General features: G+C 35.5%; 25 protein-coding genes and 1 riboswitch. Of the genes, 3 read left to right on the top strand and 22 right to left on the bottom strand.

The genetic code is table 11. The annotated features are described in order from the left end of the window. Window positions 1-33 precede the first annotated feature (33 nt). The 21 genes from ACTQ5K_RS14775 to ACTQ5K_RS14675 form a co-directional block, all read right to left on the bottom strand. A complete protein-coding gene (locus tag ACTQ5K_RS14775) occupies window positions 34-336 on the bottom strand; it encodes a YunC family protein (RefSeq protein WP_251628063.1) in 303 nt (100 codons plus the stop codon). A gap of 111 nt (window positions 337-447) precedes the next feature. Beyond that, entirely contained in the window at window positions 448-1,806 is a 1,359-nt protein-coding gene (locus tag ACTQ5K_RS14770; RefSeq protein WP_441994025.1) for a bifunctional metallophosphatase/5'-nucleotidase, read from the bottom strand. Between the two features lie 96 nt (window positions 1,807-1,902). After that, on the bottom strand, window positions 1,903-2,748 hold the full coding sequence (locus ACTQ5K_RS14765; protein WP_251628067.1) for a DUF72 domain-containing protein: 846 nt from the start codon (window positions 2,746-2,748) through the stop codon (window positions 1,903-1,905). A 588-nt stretch (window positions 2,749-3,336) separates the two neighbouring features. Continuing rightward, window positions 3,337-4,341 carry a sugar kinase gene (locus ACTQ5K_RS14760; protein ID WP_251628069.1) on the bottom strand — a complete coding sequence of 335 codons (1,005 nt, stop codon included), beginning with the start codon at window positions 4,339-4,341 and terminating at the stop codon, window positions 3,337-3,339. Window positions 4,342-4,343: 2 nt separating this feature from the next. Beyond that, the gene (locus tag ACTQ5K_RS14755) at window positions 4,344-4,991 is read right to left on the bottom strand and encodes a bifunctional 4-hydroxy-2-oxoglutarate aldolase/2-dehydro-3-deoxy-phosphogluconate aldolase (RefSeq protein WP_251628072.1); all 648 of its coding nucleotides are present in this window, start codon (window positions 4,989-4,991) and stop codon (window positions 4,344-4,346) included. Window positions 4,992-5,114: 123 nt separating this feature from the next. Then, window positions 5,115-5,873 (bottom strand): IclR family transcriptional regulator, encoded by a 759-nt coding sequence (locus ACTQ5K_RS14750; RefSeq protein ID WP_251628073.1) that lies wholly within the window; start codon window positions 5,871-5,873, stop codon window positions 5,115-5,117. A 154-nt stretch (window positions 5,874-6,027) separates the two neighbouring features. Continuing rightward, entirely contained in the window at window positions 6,028-7,425 is a 1,398-nt protein-coding gene (gene sufB, locus ACTQ5K_RS14745; RefSeq protein WP_031536328.1) for a Fe-S cluster assembly protein SufB, read from the bottom strand. Between the two features lie 48 nt (window positions 7,426-7,473). Continuing rightward, window positions 7,474-7,902: a Fe-S cluster assembly sulfur transfer protein SufU gene (sufU, locus tag ACTQ5K_RS14740; RefSeq protein WP_235248142.1), complete on the bottom strand. Its 429-nt coding sequence runs from the start codon at window positions 7,900-7,902 to the stop codon at window positions 7,474-7,476. Further along, complete coding sequence (locus tag ACTQ5K_RS14735; protein ID WP_031536330.1) at window positions 7,892-9,121, bottom strand: cysteine desulfurase; 1,230 nt, start codon at window positions 9,119-9,121, stop codon at window positions 7,892-7,894. Before ACTQ5K_RS14735 ends, sufU begins: the two co-directional genes overlap by 11 nt. Beyond that, the gene (gene sufD / locus ACTQ5K_RS14730; RefSeq protein WP_251628074.1) at window positions 9,121-10,428 is read right to left on the bottom strand and encodes a Fe-S cluster assembly protein SufD; all 1,308 of its coding nucleotides are present in this window, start codon (window positions 10,426-10,428) and stop codon (window positions 9,121-9,123) included. Before sufD ends, ACTQ5K_RS14735 begins: the two co-directional genes overlap by 1 nt. Before the next feature lie 19 nt (window positions 10,429-10,447). Then, the gene (gene sufC / locus ACTQ5K_RS14725) at window positions 10,448-11,242 is read right to left on the bottom strand and encodes a Fe-S cluster assembly ATPase SufC (RefSeq protein ID WP_251628075.1); all 795 of its coding nucleotides are present in this window, start codon (window positions 11,240-11,242) and stop codon (window positions 10,448-10,450) included. 542 nt (window positions 11,243-11,784) lie between these two features. Continuing rightward, window positions 11,785-12,630, bottom strand: a complete 846-nt coding sequence (locus tag ACTQ5K_RS14720; RefSeq protein WP_251628076.1) for a MetQ/NlpA family ABC transporter substrate-binding protein — start codon at window positions 12,628-12,630, stop codon at window positions 11,785-11,787. Window positions 12,631-12,641: 11 nt separating this feature from the next. Further along, window positions 12,642-13,310, bottom strand: coding sequence for a methionine ABC transporter permease (locus tag ACTQ5K_RS14715; RefSeq protein WP_031536335.1), 669 nt, complete (start codon window positions 13,308-13,310; stop codon window positions 12,642-12,644). Beyond that, the gene (locus tag ACTQ5K_RS14710) at window positions 13,307-14,329 is read right to left on the bottom strand and encodes a methionine ABC transporter ATP-binding protein (RefSeq protein WP_031536336.1); all 1,023 of its coding nucleotides are present in this window, start codon (window positions 14,327-14,329) and stop codon (window positions 13,307-13,309) included. The genes ACTQ5K_RS14715 and ACTQ5K_RS14710 overlap by 4 nt, the downstream gene beginning before the upstream one ends. Window positions 14,330-14,477: 148 nt before the next feature. Beyond that, window positions 14,478-14,583, bottom strand: a riboswitch (SAM riboswitch). A gap of 282 nt (window positions 14,584-14,865) precedes the next feature. After that, complete coding sequence (locus ACTQ5K_RS14705) at window positions 14,866-15,213, bottom strand: SCP2 sterol-binding domain-containing protein (RefSeq protein WP_441994024.1); 348 nt, start codon at window positions 15,211-15,213, stop codon at window positions 14,866-14,868. 266 nt (window positions 15,214-15,479) lie between these two features. Continuing rightward, complete coding sequence (locus ACTQ5K_RS14700; protein WP_031536338.1) at window positions 15,480-15,791, bottom strand: thioredoxin family protein; 312 nt, start codon at window positions 15,789-15,791, stop codon at window positions 15,480-15,482. Beyond that, entirely contained in the window at window positions 15,788-16,141 is a 354-nt protein-coding gene (locus tag ACTQ5K_RS14695; RefSeq protein WP_031536339.1) for a toprim domain-containing protein, read from the bottom strand. The genes ACTQ5K_RS14700 and ACTQ5K_RS14695 overlap by 4 nt, the downstream gene beginning before the upstream one ends. Window positions 16,142-16,301: 160 nt before the next feature. Further along, on the bottom strand, window positions 16,302-16,685 hold the full coding sequence (gcvH, locus tag ACTQ5K_RS14690) for a glycine cleavage system protein GcvH (RefSeq protein WP_031536340.1): 384 nt from the start codon (window positions 16,683-16,685) through the stop codon (window positions 16,302-16,304). A 69-nt stretch (window positions 16,686-16,754) separates the two neighbouring features. Then, window positions 16,755-17,111, bottom strand: coding sequence for an arsenate reductase family protein (locus ACTQ5K_RS14685; protein ID WP_031536341.1), 357 nt, complete (start codon window positions 17,109-17,111; stop codon window positions 16,755-16,757). 267 nt (window positions 17,112-17,378) lie between these two features. Then, entirely contained in the window at window positions 17,379-19,166 is a 1,788-nt protein-coding gene (locus ACTQ5K_RS14680) for an acyl-CoA dehydrogenase family protein (RefSeq protein WP_396953875.1), read from the bottom strand. A gap of 2 nt (window positions 19,167-19,168) precedes the next feature. Beyond that, on the bottom strand, window positions 19,169-21,532 hold the full coding sequence (locus ACTQ5K_RS14675; RefSeq protein WP_031536344.1) for a 3-hydroxyacyl-CoA dehydrogenase/enoyl-CoA hydratase family protein: 2,364 nt from the start codon (window positions 21,530-21,532) through the stop codon (window positions 19,169-19,171). A 700-nt stretch (window positions 21,533-22,232) separates the two neighbouring features. Here ACTQ5K_RS14675 and ACTQ5K_RS14670 point away from each other — a divergent pair. The 3 genes from ACTQ5K_RS14670 (at window position 22,233) to ACTQ5K_RS14660 (ending at window position 23,175) form a co-directional block, all read left to right on the top strand. Further along, on the top strand, window positions 22,233-22,367 hold the full coding sequence (locus tag ACTQ5K_RS14670) for a YuzL family protein (RefSeq protein ID WP_081836570.1): 135 nt from the start codon (window positions 22,233-22,235) through the stop codon (window positions 22,365-22,367). 21 nt (window positions 22,368-22,388) lie between these two features. Further along, complete coding sequence (locus tag ACTQ5K_RS14665; RefSeq protein ID WP_031536345.1) at window positions 22,389-22,664, top strand: hypothetical protein; 276 nt, start codon at window positions 22,389-22,391, stop codon at window positions 22,662-22,664. A 172-nt stretch (window positions 22,665-22,836) separates the two neighbouring features. Beyond that, window positions 22,837-23,175 carry a spore coat protein gene (locus tag ACTQ5K_RS14660; RefSeq protein WP_031536346.1) on the top strand — a complete coding sequence of 113 codons (339 nt, stop codon included), beginning with the start codon at window positions 22,837-22,839 and terminating at the stop codon, window positions 23,173-23,175. 77 nt (window positions 23,176-23,252) lie between these two features. On the opposite strand, the gene ACTQ5K_RS14655 is transcribed toward ACTQ5K_RS14660, so the two are convergent. Then, a complete protein-coding gene (locus tag ACTQ5K_RS14655; protein WP_031536347.1) occupies window positions 23,253-23,501 on the bottom strand; it encodes a DUF2573 family protein in 249 nt (82 codons plus the stop codon). Between the last annotated feature and the right edge of the window lie 98 nt (window positions 23,502-23,599).

The raw sequence follows: 23,599 nt of genomic DNA, 5'->3' as shown, positions 1-23,599 counted from the left end.
CCCATTCGTTAAGCTTTCTGTACACTTATATTATTAAACCATTTTCAGTAATGCTTCTTTGCCTATCATGCCTTTATGAATTCCATAAGTCTCCGCTTCTACTGTAACTGACTCCAAAGGCGCCTCTAGTAATTGCTCAATCGTTCTAACTCCAACTGCTCTTCCAGCAATTATCTTTCTGTCCTTTAGCTTATCATTTAACAATCCTATATCTAGCGCACCGCACATGATATACCCCTTATCATTTTTCACTGCAAGCAAGGTAGTTTTAGGCAATAGTACTGAGACCGCAATAAAAGTATGTCCATTGATATCAACAGGATACACATCAATCATAATACTTTGTGCTCACTCCTCTCTTTACCTTCATGGTAATTATATTCAAAAGAGGAGGAATCTGTGTTAGTTAAATTCTTGCATTTCAAAATTCCACAAAAAAATAGCTCCTTATGCTTTTATCCTATTTCGCAACCTTTCTGCAAGTATATTTCGCATAAATTCAGGAAGAAAATAGTCTTTCTTTGCAGCTCGATAAATAGATGGAAAGAAATTACCAAACGTCAACATATCTGGCACTGTAATGACATAGTACTGATCTGCTAGTATTTCTTTAGATTGTATAAAATATCTAACTCTTTCTCCACTTTTTTCTTCTGTAATTCCCGCTGAAATCATTTTCCCCATTAAAGTCCCTCTAAAGCCGAGACCTTTCACCTGCAACGTCTCCCATTTTTCTGCTTTCATATCAAGCAAAATTTCCTTTAATTCAGCTCCTGTTAAGGTAACATTACATGGATTAATCGGATGTGGACAAATGGATAATAAATCAAAGAAAGTAACATCCCCTGGCTGTAAGCCATTTAGTATTAATCCTTCATTAAGGATGGCGCAATCAGAATGACACCATGAGACTAATTTTTCACAGAGTATTTTCGCAAGAAATTCACGAGAATAGTACTCATCAATGGTAACTGCTTTTTCTGATAAAGCTTGTTTCCCTTGCAAGTAATAATTTTCAATGATGGCTTCTTCCTCGTTCGCTATCGGCAATTTACTTGTTTCATATAATATTGCCTTTTTATCCATTACTTTCTTTAAATCATCAATCTTTATTTCAATATGGCCTACATAATAGCCATACTTTCCGGCAGCACCTTGGAGATTATTATTGATTATTTTTCCTTGATGAAAAATATGGTGTGTATGTGCACCCAAAATAACATCTATTTCTGGAAAATTTGTTGCTATCATCTCATCATCATTTATTCCTAAATGGGATAACAATATAATGATGTCTACCTGTCCTCTAAGCTCTTCTATTTGCTTAGATAGTTCTTGCATGGGTTCTGTCAACTTCCATCCTAAAAGCTCATATAATTGTTCAAAATATGCAGTAATGCCAACTACACCAATTTTTGTTCCTTTTGCGGTAGTATATATTTGATGAGGGATAGCCCATGCTGGTCGTTCTCTGTTCTTCTTATAAAGGTTTGCAACAATTACATCGAATAAGGCACCATCATATAAGTGATCTAATGCCTCATATGGCAAGGTAATCCCTTCATTGTTCCCTATTGTCACTGCATCATAGCGCTCTTTATTTAATAGCTCTGTATTAATTCTACCTTTCGTCGCTTCAGTATAAGGATGAGACAAATCCAAATGGTCGCCTATATCAAATAAATAAACAGCTTCGCCGGCCTCTTCATGCCATTTTTTTCTTTCACGCAGCAATTCATAAATTCTTGGCCAATTTTCAAAATGGCTATGTAAATCATTAGTATGATATATATGGATGACTTCCATCTTCTCGCCTTCCTTGTTTTGAATTTTTCTCTTTTTATTAGGCATTTATTTATCCAAGGAGATTCGTCTTCTCCTTCTTCGATTTGCTCCACTATTTTAAAATAAATCTAATTGTCTTGGAGCTAAATCCGTATATTCTATATTTAGTAATTCAATAAGTTCTTTGCCGTTGTCAGCAGCATCTCCACCAGAGTTATTATTAAAAAGAACATAAACATTTTTACATTCCTTTTCAAGCTGACTAATATTTTCGACCCATTCTTTTAATTCCATCGTATTATAGCGATATAAATAGCGAACCTCTCGCCAATTTGGATTGTTATTTTGTTGCCATCCATAGTAATTTCTACCGTGAAGACGAATTAGCACCTTTTCCTCGCCAACAGCCTTTAACACAGTAGGAACAGACCCTGGCATTACTTGTGGCTCATCACAAATACTATGAATCCAATTCTCTTCTCTCATAAACTGAAGCGTACTTTTCCGATACTTTTCATCAAACCATGATTGATGTCGAAATTCAAGGGCGCATGGTATATCACCCATTTTCTTCTTACAAGCTCTTAAGTATTGGACATTTTCCTTTGTACAATCAAACCATGGTGGAAATTGAAATAATACCATAGCAAGTTTTCCTGCTTTTATATAAGGAACTAAGGAGTCAATAAACGCAAAAAACATTTCTTCATGGGAAGAAAATGGAATGTCCCCGCGGTTATGTCCTGTCATTCCTTGATATGCCTTTACTATAAATTGAAAGGATTTTGGTGTTTTCCGTACCCAAGATTCTGCGTTGCGCACTGGTTGCACGGCATAAAAAGAAGCATCTACTTCCACTGTCGGAAAATAACCAGCATACTCCACTAATTTATTCTGCGATGAAGTATTTTTTCCATAAAGACTTGTATGGTCTCCCCAGCCAGTTAAACCAATATGAATCAATTAAATCACCTCTATGTAAGTCTTTCTCGATGTGGTAGCCACTTCGATTAGACGATAACTGCGCCTTGAAAAAAACAATAAATAATAACAATATCTATTCCTCTACACTAGATATCATATCATAATCACCATAAATAACTAAGTTTAAAGAAATAGAGAAAATACTCTGTGTTATCCAAAGGGGTAAAAAAGCTCGTTTTTATTCAAATATGATTAGTTTATTTTGAATATCCTTCCCTCTATATGTTAGGATTTAGAGATTTCTATAAGGATTTACATTTAAATTGAGGAAAACATATACTATAAAAGGAGTGGAAATAATCGAGATCTTTTCACCATTGCAGAAACAAATTTTATACAATAGACACTGTTAGTTATGGTACTATAAATCAGCAAATGGAACAGTTTTCATTTGAGGATAATTATTGAAATATGTAAAAATACAATTATATTGCCATTATAAAAAATCCTGGTGAGAACCTTCACCAAGATTTTTTAATTTGTTTACTACTCATCATTAAATGCTTTATTCTCCTCATACTTAGCCATCACGTGGAAGTTGTGCACATTTTGCATTTTAAAATACTTCTATCGATTTATTTTTCCAGATCCAGCTAATAAAAAGCTCGTTACTTCTTGCTCGCTAAATTGATTGCAATCACCATAAACAGTATGTTTTAAAGCAGATGCAGCTGTAGCAAAATTAATCATCTCCTGGGGTGTGTTTTGGACTAATATTCCATGAAGAACGCCTCCCGCAAAAGCATCTCCTCCGCCTACTCGATCAACAATGGGATTAATTAGATGTTTTTGTGATTCATAGTAGCTATCGTTCATCCATAGTGTTCCTATTAATTCATTGCTACTAGCGGAAAGCACGTTTCTTTTCGTAGAATATAAAATAGAAATATTCGGAAACTTCTTCTGTATCTCTTGATAGTAGTAGGCTAATTCATTCTCATCGCCAGTGTATTCAGTGATTCCCAAAAGATAGATTGCATCAAGCTTGCCTGCGGAACAATAATCTACATGTGGCAAAATTTCTGAAATCGTCTCTCCTGCTTCTTTTTGGGACCATAATTTCCCACGATAGTTTATATCAAAGCTGATTTTGCAGCCAGCGTCTTTTGCCGCTTTAATAAGGGTTATCGTTATTTTTTTCCAATCAGAGGATAATGCAGGAGTAATTCCTGAGATATGAAAGATATCAACATTGCTAAATAGCTCTTCCTTTTGCCACTCACTTTCCGTCATTTCAGCAAAACTTGACCCTGCGCGGTCATAAATGACATTTGCCGCTCTTTCACCAATTCCAGCTTCTACATAATAAGTACCTAACCGAGATCCTCCTTTTAAAAGAAAATCAGTATGTACTCTATAGCGATTTAAATGCTTTTCTACTCCTTCTCCTAAGCCATTTTCTGGAGTTTTACTAGCAAAATAGACATCGTGACCAAAATTGGCAAGTGAAATTGCGACATTTGCTTCTCCACCGCCATAGTGAGCATGAAGACTATCAGCCTGAGCAATGCGAACTCCAGAATTCGTTGAAAGACGAAGCATGATTTCACCTAATGTGACTACTTTTCCCATCTTTATGCTCCTTTAATTTGATGAAGTTTATCCATATATTGACTAGCAATCTCTGTAACTTTGTCAAAATCTCCATTTGCCACAGGTGCTAATAGATTTCCTCCAACTCCAACTGCTACTACCCCTGCTTTAAACCACTCTTCCATGTTTTCCAAGCTTACTCCACCTGTTGGCATAATATTAACTTGCGGCATCGGCGCTTTAAATGCGGATACAATACTTGGACCGTAAGCGCTACCTGGGAATAGCTTGATAATATCTACTCCTGCTTTTAATGCCTCTTTCATTTCTGTAATGGTTAAGCACCCTGGAAGATATGGTGTTTGATAAAGATTACATAATTCTGCAGTTTCTTTATCAAAGTTTGGGCTAACAATATATTCTGCTCCAGCCATGATAGCTAAACGAGCAGTTACTACATCCAATACAGTCCCTGCACCAATGACAATGTCAGAATTATCCTTATACAACTCTACTAATTCACTAATCGCTTTATCTGCATTAGGAACAGTAAAAGTTAATTCGATTCCCTTCATGCCACCCTGAACTACTGCGCTGCTTGCCTGCACAGCCTCTTCCTTGCTATTACCTCTAACTACCGCAATTACCCCAGCATTTTTTAAGCGTTGTAATGTTTCCACTCTTTTCATTCCGCTCACTCTTTTCTTATTTAGAAATTTAATTTTATTATTAAGAAACCTCAATTTGATTATACATACTTTTTCGAAAAATGTAAACGCTAGTCATAAAATATAAAAAATCGCCGAAACGATTTAATGAGCCACAGCTTGAATTACCTCATTTTTCGTTTCGACGATTGCCTTAATTATTTGCCTTTTAAAGTCTTCGGTGAGCCTATATTTCGGCATACTTACACTAAAAGCCCCAATGATTTCCCCATCTTTTTTTAAGGAAGCTCCAATACAGAAAATATCCTTCTCCATTTCTTCATCATCAAAGGCAATACCAGTCTCTCTCACTTTCTGTAGCTCGGAAGCCAGTTTTAAAGAGTTCGTTATTGTATGCTCTGTAAATGGAACTAATGGAGTTTCTTTTATATATTGTGAATAATCCTCTTCATCAAATTCTGCCAGAACGGCTTTTCCCATTGCTGAACTGTATAAAGGTCTTGTTATCCCTACCCTTGATGACATTCTTATTGTCTGATGTTTAGCCTCTAATTTGTTTACATATAAAATTTCATTGTCTGCGAGTACACCTAAATGAATGGTTTCATCAATTAATTTTTGCAGTTTTTCTAAATAAGGAAAAGTTAACTCTACTAAATCCAGTTGATCCACACCTTGATTGGCATACCGAATAAGTTTGGATCCTAATCGATAATTTTTATTTTTATCCCTGCTAACAAAGCCTATCAACAATAAAGTGTCCAATATTTTTAAAGTAGTAGAAGTGGTCATTTCTGTGTTTTGAGCAATACTTTGCAAAGTTTGATTTGGATTTTCCGAAAGATAATCCATAATTTTTGCAGCCCTTAATAGGACTGTTCCATAAGGTTTTGTTTTCTCCATCATACACCCTCTTTTCCAATAAAGAAATTATATAGGAAAAGAGGATAAAATTAAAGTGGTCTGACCAAATATTTATAATTCCGTTGCCTCTTCAACATCCTAGCATAAAAAAGAAGACGAACTTCGAAAAGTTCGCCTCCTATCTTAAGAAATATTAACCGATAGAACCTTCCATCTCGAACTTGATCAGACGGTTCATTTCAACTGCATATTCCATTGGTAATTCTTTTGTGAATGGCTCGATAAAGCCCATTACGATCATTTCTGTTGCTTCTTCTTCGGAAATGCCTCTACTCATTAGGTAGAATAATTGCTCTTCAGATACTTTCGAAACTTTTGCTTCGTGCTCTAATGAAATATTGTCATTTAAAATTTCATTGTATGGAATAGTATCGGAAGTAGACTTGTTATCCATAATTAATGTGTCACATTCGATATTGGAACGGGCACCATCGGCTTTACGTCCAAAGTGAACAATCCCACGGTATGTTACTTTTCCACCTTGTTTCGAAATAGATTTAGAAACAATCGTAGATGATGTATTTGGAGCTAAGTGAAGCATTTTTGCTCCAGCATCTTGGTGTTGTCCTTTACCAGCAAGAGCGATAGATAAAGTCATTCCTCTTGCGCCTTCCCCTCTTAAGATAACAGCAGGGTATTTCATCGTTAATTTAGAACCAATATTTCCATCGATCCATTCCATTGTAGCATTCGCATCACAAACAGCACGCTTTGTAACTAAATTGTATACGTTATTTGCCCAGTTTTGAATCGTCGTATAACGGCAATATGCATCTTTTTTAATAATGATTTCAACAACCGCACTATGAAGAGAGTTAGTTGTGTATACTGGTGCTGTACATCCTTCAACGTAATGCACACTTGCACCCTCATCCACGATGATTAACGTTCTTTCAAATTGTCCCATATTTTCAGAGTTAATACGGAAGTACGCTTGTAATGGCGTATCCACTTTAATTCCTTTTGGAACATAAATGAAAGATCCACCAGACCATACTGCTGAGTTTAAGGCAGCAAACTTATTATCTGTGGCTGGGATAACTGTTGCCCAATGCTCACGGAAAATATCTTCATTTTCTCTTAATGCAGAATCCGTATCTTTGAAAACAATCCCCATTTTCTCAAGATCTTCTTGCATATTATGGTAAACAACCTCTGATTCATACTGAGCAGACACACCAGCTAAGTATTTTTGCTCTGCTTCTGGAATACCAAGCTTATCAAATGTTTGTTTGATTTCATCTGGTACTTCATCCCAAGATCTTTCTGTCTTCTCTGATGGTTTTACATAATACGTAATTTCATCAAAGTTTAAAGCAGATAGATCGCCACCCCATTGTGGCATTGGCATTTTATAAAAATGCTCTAATGATTTCAAGCGGAAGTCTAACATCCATTGTGGTTCAGCCTTCATTTTTGAAATTTCTTCAACGATTTCTTTCGTTAATCCACGTTTGGAACGAAAGATAGAAACGTCTTTGTCTGAAAATCCATATTTATAATCCCCAATTTCGGGCATCTTTTTTGCCATTTCATTTTCCTCCATTCTACATGCAACCTTGGTGGTAATCCTACGAATTTAACCTTCGTTTATCCCTTTTTCCATTGCCTTCCAAGCTAGTGTTGCACATTTGATTCTTGCAGGGAATTTACTAACACCTTGAAGTGCTTCAATGTCCCCCAAGTCCATATCATCCGAGTAGTCTTTTCCTTGAATCATCTCAGAGAATGACTCAGACATTTTCAACGCCTGCTCGACTGTCTTTCCTTTAATTGCTTGTGTCATCATGGATGCAGAAGACATGCTAATAGAGCATCCTTCTCCATCAAATTTCGTATCGACGACAACCCCATCTTCCAATTTCATTGTTAGAAGAATGCGGTCCCCACAAGTTGGATTATTCATATTAACGGTCAAGCTACCTTCAAGAACTCCTTTGTTCCGAGGATTTTTATAATGATCCATAATAACACTTCTATAAAGAGAATCTAAATTATTAAAAGACATCGCTAAAATACTCCTTTGTTTTGCCAATCCCTTCCACAAGCTTATCAATATCTTCTTCCGAATTATATAGATAAAAACTTGCACGAGCGGTTGCAGAAACATTTAGCCATTTCATTAATGGTTGTGCACAGTGATGTCCTGCACGTACAGCAATTCCTTCAGCATCCAACACTGTTGCAACATCATGAGGGTGAACATCTTCAATATTAAAAGTGATAACGCCAGCCCGATTATTTGCACTTTGCGGACCATAAATTGTTAAACCGTTAATAGAAGACATTTTCTCTATTGCATAGGCTGCTAATTTATGCTCATGTTCCGTTATATTCTCTAAGCCGATTTCTTCGAGGAAATCAATTGCAGCCCCTAATCCAATAGCACCTGCAATGATTGGCGTCCCTGCTTCAAACTTCCAAGGAAGTTCTTTCCAAGTAGATTCATATAATCCGACAAAATCAATCATTTCCCCACCAAATTCAATTGGCTCCATGTTTTCTAAAAGATGTTTCTTTCCATAAAGTACCCCAATTCCCGTTGGACCACACATTTTATGAGCAGAGAACCCAAGAAAATCACAATCCAAATCTTGCACATCAATTTTTACATGGGGAGCGCCTTGGGCTGCGTCTACTACAAGAACAGCTCCATTTTTATGCGCAATCGCAGCTATTTCTTTTATTGGATTAATAACTCCTAGAACATTAGAAACATAAGCAATAGAAACTAACTTTGTTGCCGGAGTAACTGTTTCTTCCACATCAGCAATCGCTACCGTGCCATCTGCTTGAAGAGGCAAATATTTAAGTGTTGCTCCCGTTTTTTTAGCAACTTGCTGCCATGGAATGATATTACTATGATGTTCCATTGGGGTGATGACTATTTCATCCCCCTCTTTTATATTTTCCATCGCATAGCTTTGTGCAACTGTATTAAGAGCTGTTGTAGTTCCGCGAGTGAAGATAATTTCTTCTATCGAAGAAGCAGAGATAAACTTCCTTACCTTTTCCCTTGCTCCTTCGTAAGCATCCGTCGCTTTTGTCCCTAAGGTATGAACGCCACGGTGAACATTAGAATTATACTCTCGATAGTATTTTTCTAATGTTTCAATTACCTGGACAGGTTTTTGAGAAGTGGCCGCACTATCAAGATAAACCAAAGGATTTCCGTTGACTTCTTGGTTTAAAATCGGAAAGTAAGAACGAATATGTTTACTATCCATTATCTTACTTTCCTTTCAATTACCTCTACTAATTGCTTTTTAACACCTTCAATTGGCAATTGTTCTACAACTGGAGCAAGGAAACCATGAATAACTAATCTTTCTGCTTCATGTTGCGGAATACCACGGCTCATTAAGTAATACAATTGTAAAGGATCAACTCTACCAACAGATGCAGCATGACCTGCAGTTACATCATCTTCGTCAATTAATAGAATTGGGTTCGCATCGCCTCTAGCTTTTTCACTTAACATCAGAACACGAGACTCTTGCTCTGCATTTGCTTTCGTAGCACCATGTTCGATTTTTCCAATACCATTGAAGATAGAAGAAGCTTTATCTTTCATTACACCATGCTTTAAGATATAGCCTTCTGAGCTCTTACCATAATGAACTACTTTTGTTGTAAAGTTTTGCTTTTGATCTCCGCGACCAACTACTACTGATTTTGTGTCACCATATGAGCCATCGCCCATTAGGAATGTGGTATTATCAGAAATTGTATTACCATCATTCATGAAGCCTAATGCCCATTCAATTTTAGCATCACGACCTGCAACACCTCGGCGATTTACATACGTAGTAACACCATGCGCTAAATTATCAACTGCCCCATATTGAACTTTTGCATTTGCGTTAGCAATTACTTCTGTAACAATATTGAACACTGCTTCTTCAGGATCAACGGTAGAAACATAGTTTTCTACATAAACAACAGAACTATTATCTTCTGCTACAACAATAACATGGTTAAAAAGGTTTGCTTCTTTGTCATCATGTAAGAAAATAGATTGAATTGGTTCTTCCACTACTACATTTTTAGGAACATACAAGAATACTCCACCATTTAAAAGAGCCGCATGTAAAGCCGTTAATTTATGCTCATCAACTTTAACAGCATCTTTCATAAAGTATTTTTGCAATAAGTCACTATACTCTCTAGCTGCTGTGAAAATATCAGTAAAAATTACGCCACTTTCTTTTAATTCATTCGAAACAGCTAAGAAAGTTGGACGGTTATTTCTTTGAATATAAAGTGTTTTATTCTTTTCTAAATCGATAAGTGCTTTTACTTGTTCTGGCAAGTCATTTACATCAGAAAAATCTTCACTGCTTACAATGTGTTTTTCAAATTGTGTAAAGTTCCAGTTTTTAATATTTGTTTTATCCGGTCTTGGCATTGGAAGAGAATCTGCTTGTTCTAAAGCATTAACACGCAGCTCCGTTAGCCAAGAAGGCTCGTTCATATCTTTCGAAAAAGAGGAAAGATATTCTTGGTCAAATGGTAATTTAATATCCGTTGTCATTGGTCAATCCTCCTAACAATTACGCTTCTTGTTCAACAGTTTCGTCTTCAATACCTAGCTCTTTTTTAATCCAATCATATCCTTCTGCTTCTAGGCGTTGTGCAAGCTCAGGACCGCCAGATTTAACAACACGACCTTGCATCATTACGTGAACGTAATCAGGAGTGATATAATTTAATAAACGTTGGTAGTGAGTAATGATTAAGCAACCAAAATCTTCTTTACGTTCTTTACGCATTTTGTTGATTCCTTTTGAAACAACTTTTAGTGCATCAATGTCTAAGCCAGAATCAATTTCATCTAAAATTGCAATTTTAGGGTTTAACATCATTAATTGAAGAATTTCATTACGTTTCTTCTCTCCACCAGAGAAACCTTCATTTAAATAACGCTGTGCCATATCTGGATCCATTTCTAGATAGTCCATGTTTTCATCCATTTTGCGGATAAACTTCATTAATGAAATCTCATTTCCTTCGCCTAAGCGGCTGTTTAAAGCAGAACGTAAGAAATCAGCATTTGTTACACCACTTATTTCGCTCGGATATTGCATCGCTAAAAATAGACCTGCACGCGCGCGCTCATCTACTTCCATTTCTAATACATCTTCGTCATCAAGGCTTACTTCACCGCTAGTTACTTCATATTTCGGGTGACCCATGATTGCAGAAGATAAAGTAGATTTACCAGTTCCGTTTGGTCCCATGATTGCGTGAATTTCTCCACCTTTGATTTCTAAGTTAAGACCTTTAATAATTTCTTTTTCTTCGATTGAAACATGTAAATCATTAATGACTAATTTAGGTTGACTCATATTATAATACCTCCATAGTAAAAAGAAGTTTTGTTCACAAAATTGTCGAAACTTCATTATCAATTTATTATCATTCTAATCTTATAACAAATAAAAACTGATAGCAACCTATTGCTTCCAGTTCTATAAGGAAAATTATCATAAAAACAAAATAAATACACTTCATCCACTTATCAATATCTATTTATCCGTCATCTTGGTAACGATTTCTTTCCTTATTATATTCCATAACGTTACTTTCGTATAAATGATAGGTACTTTAAACTATTTATTACTGGCTGTCAAATCCTGCACTAATATAGTGCATCGTTTTAGTATTTATACACGTATTGAATTTAGCCCTAGTACTTAATGGAAATGGAATCCTCCCTTTAAAATGAGAAAATCTTCATTGAAAACAACTTTATTTTGAAACATCATAAAAAAATGTCCCTATAAAGACCGATACACAAGCTATATCCATTATTGATAGAAGCGACTTCATTCTCAATTGGATATTTGCTTTATGTTTTGGTCTTTTATAGGAACATCTCCTTTAAATCTTATTCACTAACTGGTACAACTGCACCTTTATATTCTGTATTGATGAAATCTTGAATTTCTTTTGAATGAAGTACTTCTACCAATGTCTTAATAGCTTCTTTGCTTTCATCTCCTTTACGAACGGTAATGATATTCGCATATGGAGATTCACTTCCTTCAATTTCAATTGAATCTTCTACTGGGTTTAAACCTGCATCTAATGCATAGTTTGCATTGATAACAACTGCATCCCCTTCATTATTATTGAAGATTTGAGGAAGTAATGATGGCTCATAATCTGCTTTTAATTGAATATTTTTTGGATTTTCTACAATATCTTCGATTGTTGCATTCACTTTATCAATTCCATCTTTTAGTTTAATTAATCCACCTTTTTCTAAAAGAGAAAGCACGCGGCCATGTTCAGCAACTGAATTACTTAGAATGATTGTCGCTCCATCTGGAAGCTCATCTAAGCTTTTATATTTTTTTGAGAAAACTGCCATTGGCTCAATGTGAATAGCACCTGCATTTACAAAGTCATATCCATTATCTTTAATTTGTTGATCCAAATAAGGGATATGTTGAAAATAGTTAGCATCTAATTCTTTTGATTCTAATGCTTTGTTTGGCAATACATAATCTTGGAAAGTAACAATTTCCAAATCAATTCCTTTTTCTTTAAGAATCGGCTTAGCTTCCTCTAAAATTTCAGCGTGCGGTACATTAGAAGCACCTACCACTAATTTAGTTGTTTCTTTTTCTTCGTTAGAAGCACCACTCTCATTTTTATCTTCAGACGATCCACATGCAGAAAGTACAAGTATAAATGTCAAAGCAATTAATAATGTCCATAATTTTTTCATTTTTATTCTCCTTATCTTTTATCTAATTTTTTTGTTATATAATCTCCAATAAATTGGATGATAAATACAATAATTAATACAATAATGGTTGACACGAGTGTTACATCACCATTACCTCTTTGGAACCCTTGTAAGTAAGCTAAATTCCCAAGTCCCCCTGCACCAATAATCCCTGCCATTGCAGTAGATCCAACTAGCGCAATCGTAGTTACCGTAATTCCTGAAACAAGTGCTGGCATAGATTCTGGCAAAAGAACTTTAAAGATAATCGTAGTTGGTTTTGCTCCCATTGACTTTGCAGCTTCGATGACTCCTTTATCTACTTCACGAAGGCCGATTTCTACAAGTCTTGCATAAAACGGAGCAGCTCCAATTATCAAAGATGGTAAAGCTGCTTTCGGTCCAATCATCGTACCGATTAAGAAAGTTGTTAATGGTATTAATAAAACCAATAAAATAATGAAAGGGATGGAACGAAAAATATTAACAATTGCACTAATCACTTTGTTAACAAAAGCATTATTCCACATATTCCCTTTACCAGTTAAGAATAAAGTAATCCCTAGAATAATTCCGAGTATAAAGGTAAAAATAATCGAGAATCCAGTCATAAAAAGGGTTTCTACTGTGGCTTTCCACATTATTTCCCAATCTACATTTGGCAGTAAACTTTCGGTCATCCTTCGATCACCTCCACACTAATTTCTTGAGAATGAAGGTATTGAATAGCTTTCTCTATTTCTTCTTTCTCTCCATCCATATGAATATACAAAGTTCCATACGATCCATTTTGCGTCGGAGAAATTTTCCCTTGAATGATATTCACCGAAACAGAAAAAGATCGAATTAGATTTGTGATAACAGGCTGTTCTGCACTTTCACCAACAAATCCTAGCATTACCAAGCTTCCAGTTTTGTATTGCGCTATTAAATGATCAATTGTGTCCTTCGCTTCTTCTGGCTCAATGACTTGTTGAACAAAACGTTTGGTGATTTCTTTCTGGGGCTTTTTAAAAACATCAATAACAGGTCCCGTTTCTACTACACTCCCCTCTTCCATTACAGCAACTCGGTGGCATATCTTCCGAATAACATGCATTTCGTGTGTAATAAGAACAATTGTAAGACCAAGACGCTTATTAATATCCACTAACAAATCTAAGATGGCATCCGTCGTTTGCGGATCCAATGCTGAGGTGGCTTCATCACAAAGAAGAACTTTTGGATCACTCGCAAGTGCTCTTGCGATGCCAACACGCTGTTTTTGACCACCACTCAATTGTGAAGGATATGCATCTTCTCTTCCTTCCAATCCTACTAGCTTGATTAACTCAAGCACTTTCTTTTCTCTTGCTGATTTTTTTACGCCTGCTATTTCTAAAGGAAAAGCGATGTTTTCTTTTACCGTTCTTGACCACAGCAGATTGAAATGTTGAAATATCATACTGATTTCTTGTCTCGCCTTACGAAGCTTGCTTCCTTTAATTTTAGAAACCTCATGTCCTGCAACCGAAACACTTCCTTCAGTAGGAATCTCCAATCCGTTCAGCATTCTGATTAATGTACTTTTTCCTGCACCACTATATCCGATTATTCCAAATATCTCTCCTGAATGAATGGTTAAGTCTACGTGATCGACTGCAGTGACCTTCCCGCTTCTAGAGGTATATATTTTTTTAACTGCGTTAACATTAATCATATTGTTCACCTACTTCTATCTAAAATTCCACTTTATCGATAACTATTTTAAAATAGTTTTTAACAAAGTACATCATATCATTCCACATAATAAAAAAACCTTTCTGCAAGATGAGCAGAAAGGTTTCTATTATTAATAATATCCCTTTCTCTCATCTATCAAAGCTAAACGCTTTGTGTGAATTGGCACCGTTTCAGTATACTGACGGTTGCCGGGTTTCATAGGGCACATCCCTCCACCTCTCTTGATAAGAGTTTCATTATCGATATGAAATTTATAATTCGCTAACATGATAGATGTAATTTACCACTTACTGATATTCGTGTCAACACATTTTTTAATATAATATTTTTTCTGAATTTTCCATTAAATACTGTTAGATTTTCTAACATAATTAATTCGATAAAAAAAGGGGGATATAAGAGAGAAAACGAGAAAGAAAGAATCAAAAAATAACCTGAAATCTCAGTCCCTTTCTGGAAGAAAAGGGGGATTTCAGGAAAAAGGAAAGAACTATTCTTTTAGGATCCCCCTACTTAACCGATTCGTTTTTCAGGCGGTGAATTGCATAAGAAAAGCAGAGATTCTAACAAAAGGATTTTTCTTAAAGATCCATCTATTTGAATCAATCCGTTCTTTTTTGCTTCTCTCAGAAGAATCTCTCCACTTGCAATGGAGTGAATACTTTCTCTTTCCCCCATTAACCATACATCTGGATTCTCCTCTTTCATCCTTTTCCATGAAAAATGATTGTTCCTTACCTCCACTAAATAGGCATCCTTTTGACATGATATTGCTAATGAAAAAGAAGTGTTTCTTAATAATGGTTTTAAAGACTCTTTACGGTTCAACTTATCTACAAAACTTGTCATCCACTCCTGCAAAAGCATCTCCTACTTTCTGCCGAACAATCTTATATTACTTATTCTTGCAATAATAGAAAAAACCTGCTTTATAAGAATAATCTTTTTTTAATCCTAGAATTAAAATACGTATTGGTAAGCTTTGCTTTGGGATCGATAGTCTTTTTAGAAAAAGTGATTTGTTACTGTTACCTTTTTTTTAGTAAACTGGCTTTTATGGATGGTGCCACCTCGTTTATCCACCAAGCCATAAAAGAAATACCCTTTCTGTCTGAAAAAGAGTCTTTCTACTTCGTATATTTATTGATAACCTCTACTAAATGAGGAACCGATTCAAATCTATACAATTTTTCCTTTAGCAATCCCTCTTCTACAATAACTAAACATGGAACACTTTCGACTTCGTACTCTACCGCTAATTCTGGTGCATAATTCAAATCCATTTTTCCTAAATGTAAATCTGGCTTCATTGTATGTAATATTGTTAGCATTTTAGAAGCAACCATACATGTTCCGCAAAGGGGAGTATACAAATAAAGACATACAAGAGGAGCATCCTTGATTTGTTTCTCCCATTGGTCGATCTTCCAATCTATCATAATCCATTCATCCTTGCATCTAAATATTTTGCATTAATCTCAATGTTTGCCTGTAATAATAGTGTTGCTAAATGATGTTCAGGAGAGGTAGCAACTTCTTTGTACTTCCGATCAATATAAAGAAATTCTGCTTCTGGAAGCTCTCTTTTAAACTGCTTTCTTATCTTATCTCCAGATTTGTCTGCATCCACTAGAATATACACATCTTTATCCATTAATTCTTCTAATAATTCATCCAGCTTCGAAACGCCAATTGTTCCATTTGTGCAAATAATATCCACCGGTTCACGTACAATTTTTTCTACTTTTCGTTTATCCGATTTGCCTTCCACAATGATTACTTTTTTCATTTTGATCACCTAAAGGAGTTATTTGATATACTTTAACATATTCAAACTTAAAGAGAAAGAAGTAGGTTAATGGAACAATTTTCAACTTAATATTTATCTAATTAAGCACTCTATTGAAGAAAAGACATCGGCAATTTACCGATGTCATCATTACTAAGAATTATCCTTCATTCGTCATGTCTTCATATTGCTCTGCAGTCATTAGTGTTTCAATGTCTGCTTTATCACTTGGTTCAATAATTACCATCCAAGCATTTTCATAAGGAGATTCGTTAACATACTCTGGATTATCACTAAGATCCTCATTTACTTCTACTACTTTACCGCTGATTGGAGCATATAATTCCGAAACTGTCTTTACAGATTCTACACTTCCAAAAGGCTCATTCGCAGTTACTTCATCGCCTACTTCCGGTAGTTCAACAAATACGATATCGCCTAATTCAGATTGTGCAAAATGTGTAATTCCTATACGAGCATTATCTCCTTCAACTTTTACCCATTCATGTTCTTTTGAATATCTTAAATCCTTTGGTACCGTCATTATTAACCCCTCCGTAAAATCATATTTGCCCTTTATCTTAGAGCCACCTATTAAAAAAAGCAGGTAATGTTATGCCCAACTTTCTTTAAACATTTCTTCTTTAAAGCCTAATGTAACTTTATTTCCATCTGTCGTTAAAGGTCTTTTTATTAACATGCCATCAGAAGCAAGTAAATCAAGCAGTTCGTCCTCTGATGATTCTTTCATTTTATCCTTTAATCCTAGATCTCTGTATTTCTGTCCAGACGTATTGAAGAATTTCTTTAATTCTAGACCACTTTTTTTATACAAATCCTCTAATAATTCGCGGGAAGGAGGATTATCGACAATATGTACTTCTTCATATGACACATGATTTTCATCCAGCCACTTTTTTGCCTTACGACAAGTTGAGCATTTTGGATACCAATAAAAAGTAACTTTCATTCCATCACCCATAATCTATGTATTTTATAACATCCAACTAAATATTATCACAATTTTATATAAAGTGAAACTTCAATAAAGAAGACCTCTACGGAACTTATCTCCTAACTAGATTTCTCCATTCATTTTTGCGTTATGCAAAATGGAACTTCTTCTCTTTTGAAAAGGAAGATAACCATAAAGTTATTGGGTTGATACAAGAGAAAGGTTCTTCATGATAGTAACCCAAACTGTCTGAAGAACCTTGAATCATTCTTATCAATAAAATTATACCTGATATCCACCGGCTTTTAATATACATTTAGCAGCCTCTCTCTTACTTCTAATAATCGGCTTTGGCGTAAATCTAGTATATTTCTTCAATACGGAAAGGGCTAATCTTAATTCATCGCCGCTAAGCATATATGCTAAAGTATCTGTTGCCTCTAAAATCACTTGTTGGAAGGCTTCTTGGCAATATATTTCCGTATATAATAATTTTTGCATTTCATCGTTCTTGCCCTTTATCATCGCCTTTTCCGTTCTTATAATACAAGAATCCATTGCAAAGACAGCATTGATTAAATTTGTTAGATTCACCATAATCTCTTGCTGTTCTTCCAATTGTTGCTTATATTGTCTCAGCATCATTCCAAATAAGAGATAGGTAATTTTTCTTGCATTGGAGAGGAGCATCTTTTCTTGTGATAACGGTTTTCCATCTGGTTCATCCGGAAGATAGGAAAGCATCTCTTTTTCTGTCATCGCTGCTAGGGACAAAATGGGAAGCTCACCTTTTAGGCACTTTTTCGCCAAGGTAGGAGGTATCATTAACCTGTTTATTTCATTTGTTCCTTCAAAGATACGATTGATTCTTGAATCGCGGTACATTCTAACAATATCATAGTCTTCCATAAAACCATTACCACCATGAAGTTGAACACATTCATCTACAACCATATCTAATACTTCTGATGCAAAAATCTTATTTAAACTACACTCAATTACGTATTCATTAATAATTTTTGCCATTACTTTCATTTCTACATCGTCCGATAGTTCATCCATTGCTTCTGAAAGCATTCCAGCTGTTCGATAAACAGTGCTTTCTGCGGCATAAATATAAGAAGCCATCGTCGCATACTTTTCAAGTGTTAGAGGAAAATGAGCTATTGGGGTGGAAAATTGTATTCGTTGTTTTGTATAGGCAATCGTCTTTTTAAGGGCTTCCTTGCTAGCGCCAATAGCTCCAAGGCCTAGTTTATAGCGCCCAATGTTTAAGATATTTAATGCAATTAAATGGCCTTTTCCTACCTCTCCCAAGACATTTTCAATGGGTATTTCTACCTGATCAAAACGGACTGCGCAAGTTGATGAGCTCTTGATTCCTAATTTTTTTTCTTCTTTTCCCACTGACACACCAGAAAATTCTTTTTCAACGATAAAGGCAGTAAAATACTCTTGATCGACTTTTGCATATACAATAAATATATCTGCAATTCCAGAATTCGTAATCCATTGCTTTTCTCCTGTTAAACGATAATGTGTGCCTGCCTCATTTAAAACAGCCTTTGTTTTTACACTAAGCGCATCTGATCCGGCCGTAGGTTCTGTTAATGCGTAAGATGCTATTTTTTTACCGCTAGCTAATGCTGGTAAATACTTTTCCTTCTGCGCTTTATTTCCAAATAAGACAATCGGCAATGAGCCAATTCCTATATGGGCACCGTGCGTAACAGAGAACCCCCCTGCCACGGACATCATTTCCGAAATAACTGCTGTACTAATTTTATCCAATCCCAAACCGCCATATGCTTCAGGAATATCTGAGCTTAAGAGTCCTAACTCTCCTGCTTCTTCCATCAATTGTTTCGTAATTGTAAATTGATGATTTTCCATTTCAGCTAAATGTGGCAATACCTTTTTTTGCACAAATTCACTTGTCATTTCTGCAATCATTTGATGCTCTTCTGTAAAATCCTCTGGTGTAAAGATAGCGTCTATGGTGATTGGTTCTGTTAAAAAACTTCCACCCTTTTGCATAGTAATCCTTTCCTTCCTTTCAAGGTTTTTCATCTTTATTTCGCTGTCAATGGCTTCCCTGTTTGTAATAAATGCAGCATTCTTTGCTGTGTCTCTTGTTTTCTAATCAAACGAATAAAAGCTTCTCTTTCTAGGTCTAATAGATAATCCTCCTCTACCAATGCTCCACAATCTACATCGCCGCCTGTAAGAACTGTTGCAAGATTGCTTGCAATGAAGGCATCATACTCCGATATAAACCCGATTTTTTGTAGCTTTACTATTTCCTTCATTAAGAATTGATAGCCATTTCTACCTGACACAACAATTTTTTCTTTTTTTGGAGGGAGATAATTTTCATTGGCTAATTGTAGGACGGCTTTTTTGGCATCTCTTAATATAAATCGTTCATTATTGGTTATCCCATCCATCTCCGTAAAAAAGCCTATTTCCTTTGCATGGGCGGCAGAAGTAGCAACCTTAGCTGTTAAAATCGTCTGAAATACCTCTCCTGTAAGCTTTAGTAAATCCTCCGTTGAAGAACTTGGCTTTTTTCTCCATTTATTACAATACAATTCGGTTGTTCCTCCACCACCTGGAATAAGCCCAACCCCTGTTTCCACAAGACCAATATACGTTTCTAAGGAAGCTTGCACCTTGCTTGCCGCTAGACAAATTTCCGCTCCTCCCCCTAATGTTTTTTGATAAGGAGCCGCTACAACTGGCTTTTTGCAATATTTTATGCGCTTCATTGCTTGCTGAAAACGGCGGACGGCTAGCTCTATTTCAACAGTATCTTCGTTTTGTGCTTCTAGAAGCATCAATGCTAAATTTGCACCGAGGCTAAAACTCTTTTTTTCACTACCAATAATCAACCCTTTAAATTCCTGCGCCTCTATCAATGCTATCGATTTCTCAATCATCGTCAGAATATCGACACCAATACTCATATTTCTACTGTGTAATTCAAGCAATAAGACACCATCCCCTATCTCTATTAGACTTGCTCCATCATTAGAAAGAAGGGGATCTCTTTGCTTTTTACTTTCTCGAATGCTTATTTGATCCATACTTTTTGGAATGGGCAAATATTGTCCTTTATGATAATAATGCTCCACCCCATTAATTTCTTTATAAAATTGGTCAAATCCATGATCAATCATTTCTTTGATCCATAAAGGAATATCCATTAATTCTTCTTCCATTCGCTCGATCGTGTTTTTTAGAGACAATTTATCCCATAAACGAAACGGACCATTTTTCCAGTTAAAACCAGATTGAACAGCCTGATCTAACTCATAAATGGAATCTGTTATCTCACCAGCCATTTTTGCAGAGTAAAGCAAAAATGGGGCAATTCCATTCCATAAAAAAAATGCTTTTTTATTTTTTTCCTGTAAAAACGATGAAAGAGGCTTTTTAACCACATTTTCTTTCGTTGCTGTTAAATCCTTGTATGTGAATGTATGATAATCTAAAACTTTTAATCCTTTTTCTGTTTTACTATAAAACCCTTTTCCAACTTTTCTACCAAGCATCTTCTTCTTAAGCATTGCTTCTAGCAAAGCTGGGATTTGGTACATCTCTATTTCTTCTGCCATTTGCATTTTTCCTTGCATATTTTGAATGACCTGATAAAAAGTATCTAAGCCAACCATATCTAAGGTTTGAAAGGTGGCACTTTTCGGGCGGCCAATTAGCGGACCAGTTAATTGATCCACTTCATCGATTGTTAAATCAGCCTTCATCATTTCTTTCACAATGTTTAAAAAAGCATATGAACCAATTCGATTCGCAATGAAATTAGGAGTATCACTGGCTTTTACTACCACTTTTCCTAATGTCTCTTCAGCAAAATCACTTATGATTTTCACCACTACGGGGTCAGTTTCTTCTGTAGGAATTATTTCCATCAATTTAATATAGCGAGGCGGATTAAAAAAGTGAGTCCCTAAAAAGTGTGCTTGGAAATCTGCAGAAAGAGTCTCTTTCATTTTATTTATGGAGATACCAGAAGTATTACTGCTAACAATTGATTCTTTTTTTCTATATTGATCTACCTTTTTAAATAATTCCTTTTTTATTTGAACATCTTCAATTATCGCTTCAACTATCCAATCTACTTCCTTCAGAAGTGATAAATCATCCTCTAGATTCCCTATTGTTAAAAGCGATAAATTATGAAAAGAGGTGAGTGGACTAGGAGAATCTGTTTTCATTTTTTCGATGGCAAGCAGTCCATATCTATTTCTTACCATCTTATCCTTTTTCGTTAATCCTTTCTGTTTCTCTTCTTCTGTTAACTGATTTGGCACAATATCCAGAAGAACGGTAGAAATGCCTGCATTAAGAAACTGTGCCGCAATCGCTGCACCCATTACTCCAGAACCAATAACCGCAGCTGATTTTATCTCTTTCACCTTACTTCCTCCTTGAAAATTAATTAAGTTTCGATTGGCTTTTGTGTTTGTATTTGTTTGGCTGTTTTCGTAATGTTTGTTGCTATGAACCGCAGCCTGAATACACTTCGCTTTCCACGGGGCGAGTGGCGAGCCTCCTCAGCTACGAGGGCACTGAAAAACTGATAGCTATTGATGATTGATTGTAACCGCCTTTTAAACTTAGATGTGTAAATTGTTTTCCGAGGTGACCACATGACTCATTGGGGCGAGCGCCGAGCCGCTTCACAGCTCACGCTCCTGCAGGGTCTCGGACTTTCTCGCTGCTCCCATAGGAGTCAAGCGGTCACCTCTCCAAACCAACTTATTATTCGCTTTCAAATAAATAAAACCTCATTTTATTTGGAGAACTAGACTTTTTCAGTGCCCTCCCTCAGCTACTGCGGGGTCTCGCCTTTCTCGCTAATCCCATAGGAGTCTACGTGTATTCAGGCTGCTCCGTATTACTAATTAGTTTATTTTCCCTTTTGAAAAAGCAACAATTCTATAAGAAAACAGCCTTTTGTTTAGATAGTCAATTATTAACCAAAACCCTTCTGTCTTTACGTATATACCATTTCTAATTAAGGACTGGACATAATAATCTCGAAGCTATGTGCTCATTAAATAAAAAAAATAGGAAATGCTAAAAATGTAACAAGAAAGGGAGGTGAATAGAAAGATGGCCCGTCTTAAAAAGAATCCTTCTAAAGCAGGTGTTAGTGCGGCTAGTGTGAAAGGAAATGCTGGTCCGACCGTTGAAACAGATGGTGGTGGAAAAGTCAATAGTCAAAATAATCAATATAAAAAGCGATAGTTTTTAGGAGGTCAAATTAAAATGCAACAACAGCAACCCAATAATATGACTCAGCCAAACGGGATGATGATGAAACCACCAGTTATGGTAACAGTCAAAGATTCCCTTTATTTAACAGATATGCTCTCTTGGAATTTATTAGCAATGAAAAAAGCACATTTTTTTGCTCAAAGTGCCCAAGATCCGGCTATTAAATCACAGCTTGAAAAATGTGGACAAATGCATCAGCATCATTATGAAAGAATACTTAATCACTTAAATGATAGCAATCAGCCCATGTCTCAACAACCACAATAATTACTTACTAAATTGCAGCGATTGTTGATTCATACTGCTCATTCTGCTAAAGAGAATGCCAAACCTTATTTTGACCTTGTCTTTGGCAGAATGAGTAGCTTCTCATAAAAGAGAATGGATGAATCAGCAATCAAACATATGAAATAATATCTTGTGAGGAAGGACAAAGAAAATGAACCAACAAAATACAATTCAAAATCCTGAAGCGCAGGTACCAAAAACACCACAAATGAATGATCGTGATTTCACTAATGATATGCTTTCAACGGAAAAATATTTAACCGACTCTTATTCAACAGCATTAAATGAGGCAAGTAATGAACCACTATATCAAGATTTATTATCGATTTTTACTGAAACGCAAAATATGCAAAGGGAACTATATGATTTAATGTTTCAAAAAGGCTGGTATAAGCTTGAAGCAGCTGATCAGCAAAAGCTTCAACAATCCTATCAGCAATTTAAAGGCTATAGTAACCAGTTCCCTTACGGCAATACTACTATTCAGTAATCTTATTGATTCATACCACCTACGTATTTGGTGGTATGTTTTTGTACTTTGTCCAGGCTTTCTATATAGCATATGTTTTATTTCTGATTTTGTTTTCTTATCTCATTCATTTTTTTTATTTCGGATATTATTTCTATCATCGTTTGTTTACCATCTGGAAATTTAGCATTCCAATGCTTTACCAATCCTGGCATGTTTTTCGACATAAATGAATAAAGCATCCATATTTGTACTTTTTCATTTAACTCCTTATTTTCATCTCCTAGTAGTAATTCTGTATAATTACTTAATAGTGCTTCAAATTCTTCTCGAAATTTTTCATTCATTATATTATTCCTCCTTATATATACATTGACAATAAAAATAAATTGTTTTATTATTAGATTACACCCAATGATAATGATTATCAATATCATTAACTTCC

Origin of the sequence: Niallia sp. Sow4_A1, assembly GCF_052116745.1 — a bacterium.
GTDB lineage: Bacteria > Bacillota > Bacilli > Bacillales > Cytobacillaceae > Niallia > Niallia hominis.
The sequence above is the reverse complement of the archived record's forward strand: the minus strand, read 5'-3'. Positions and strand labels throughout refer to the sequence as shown.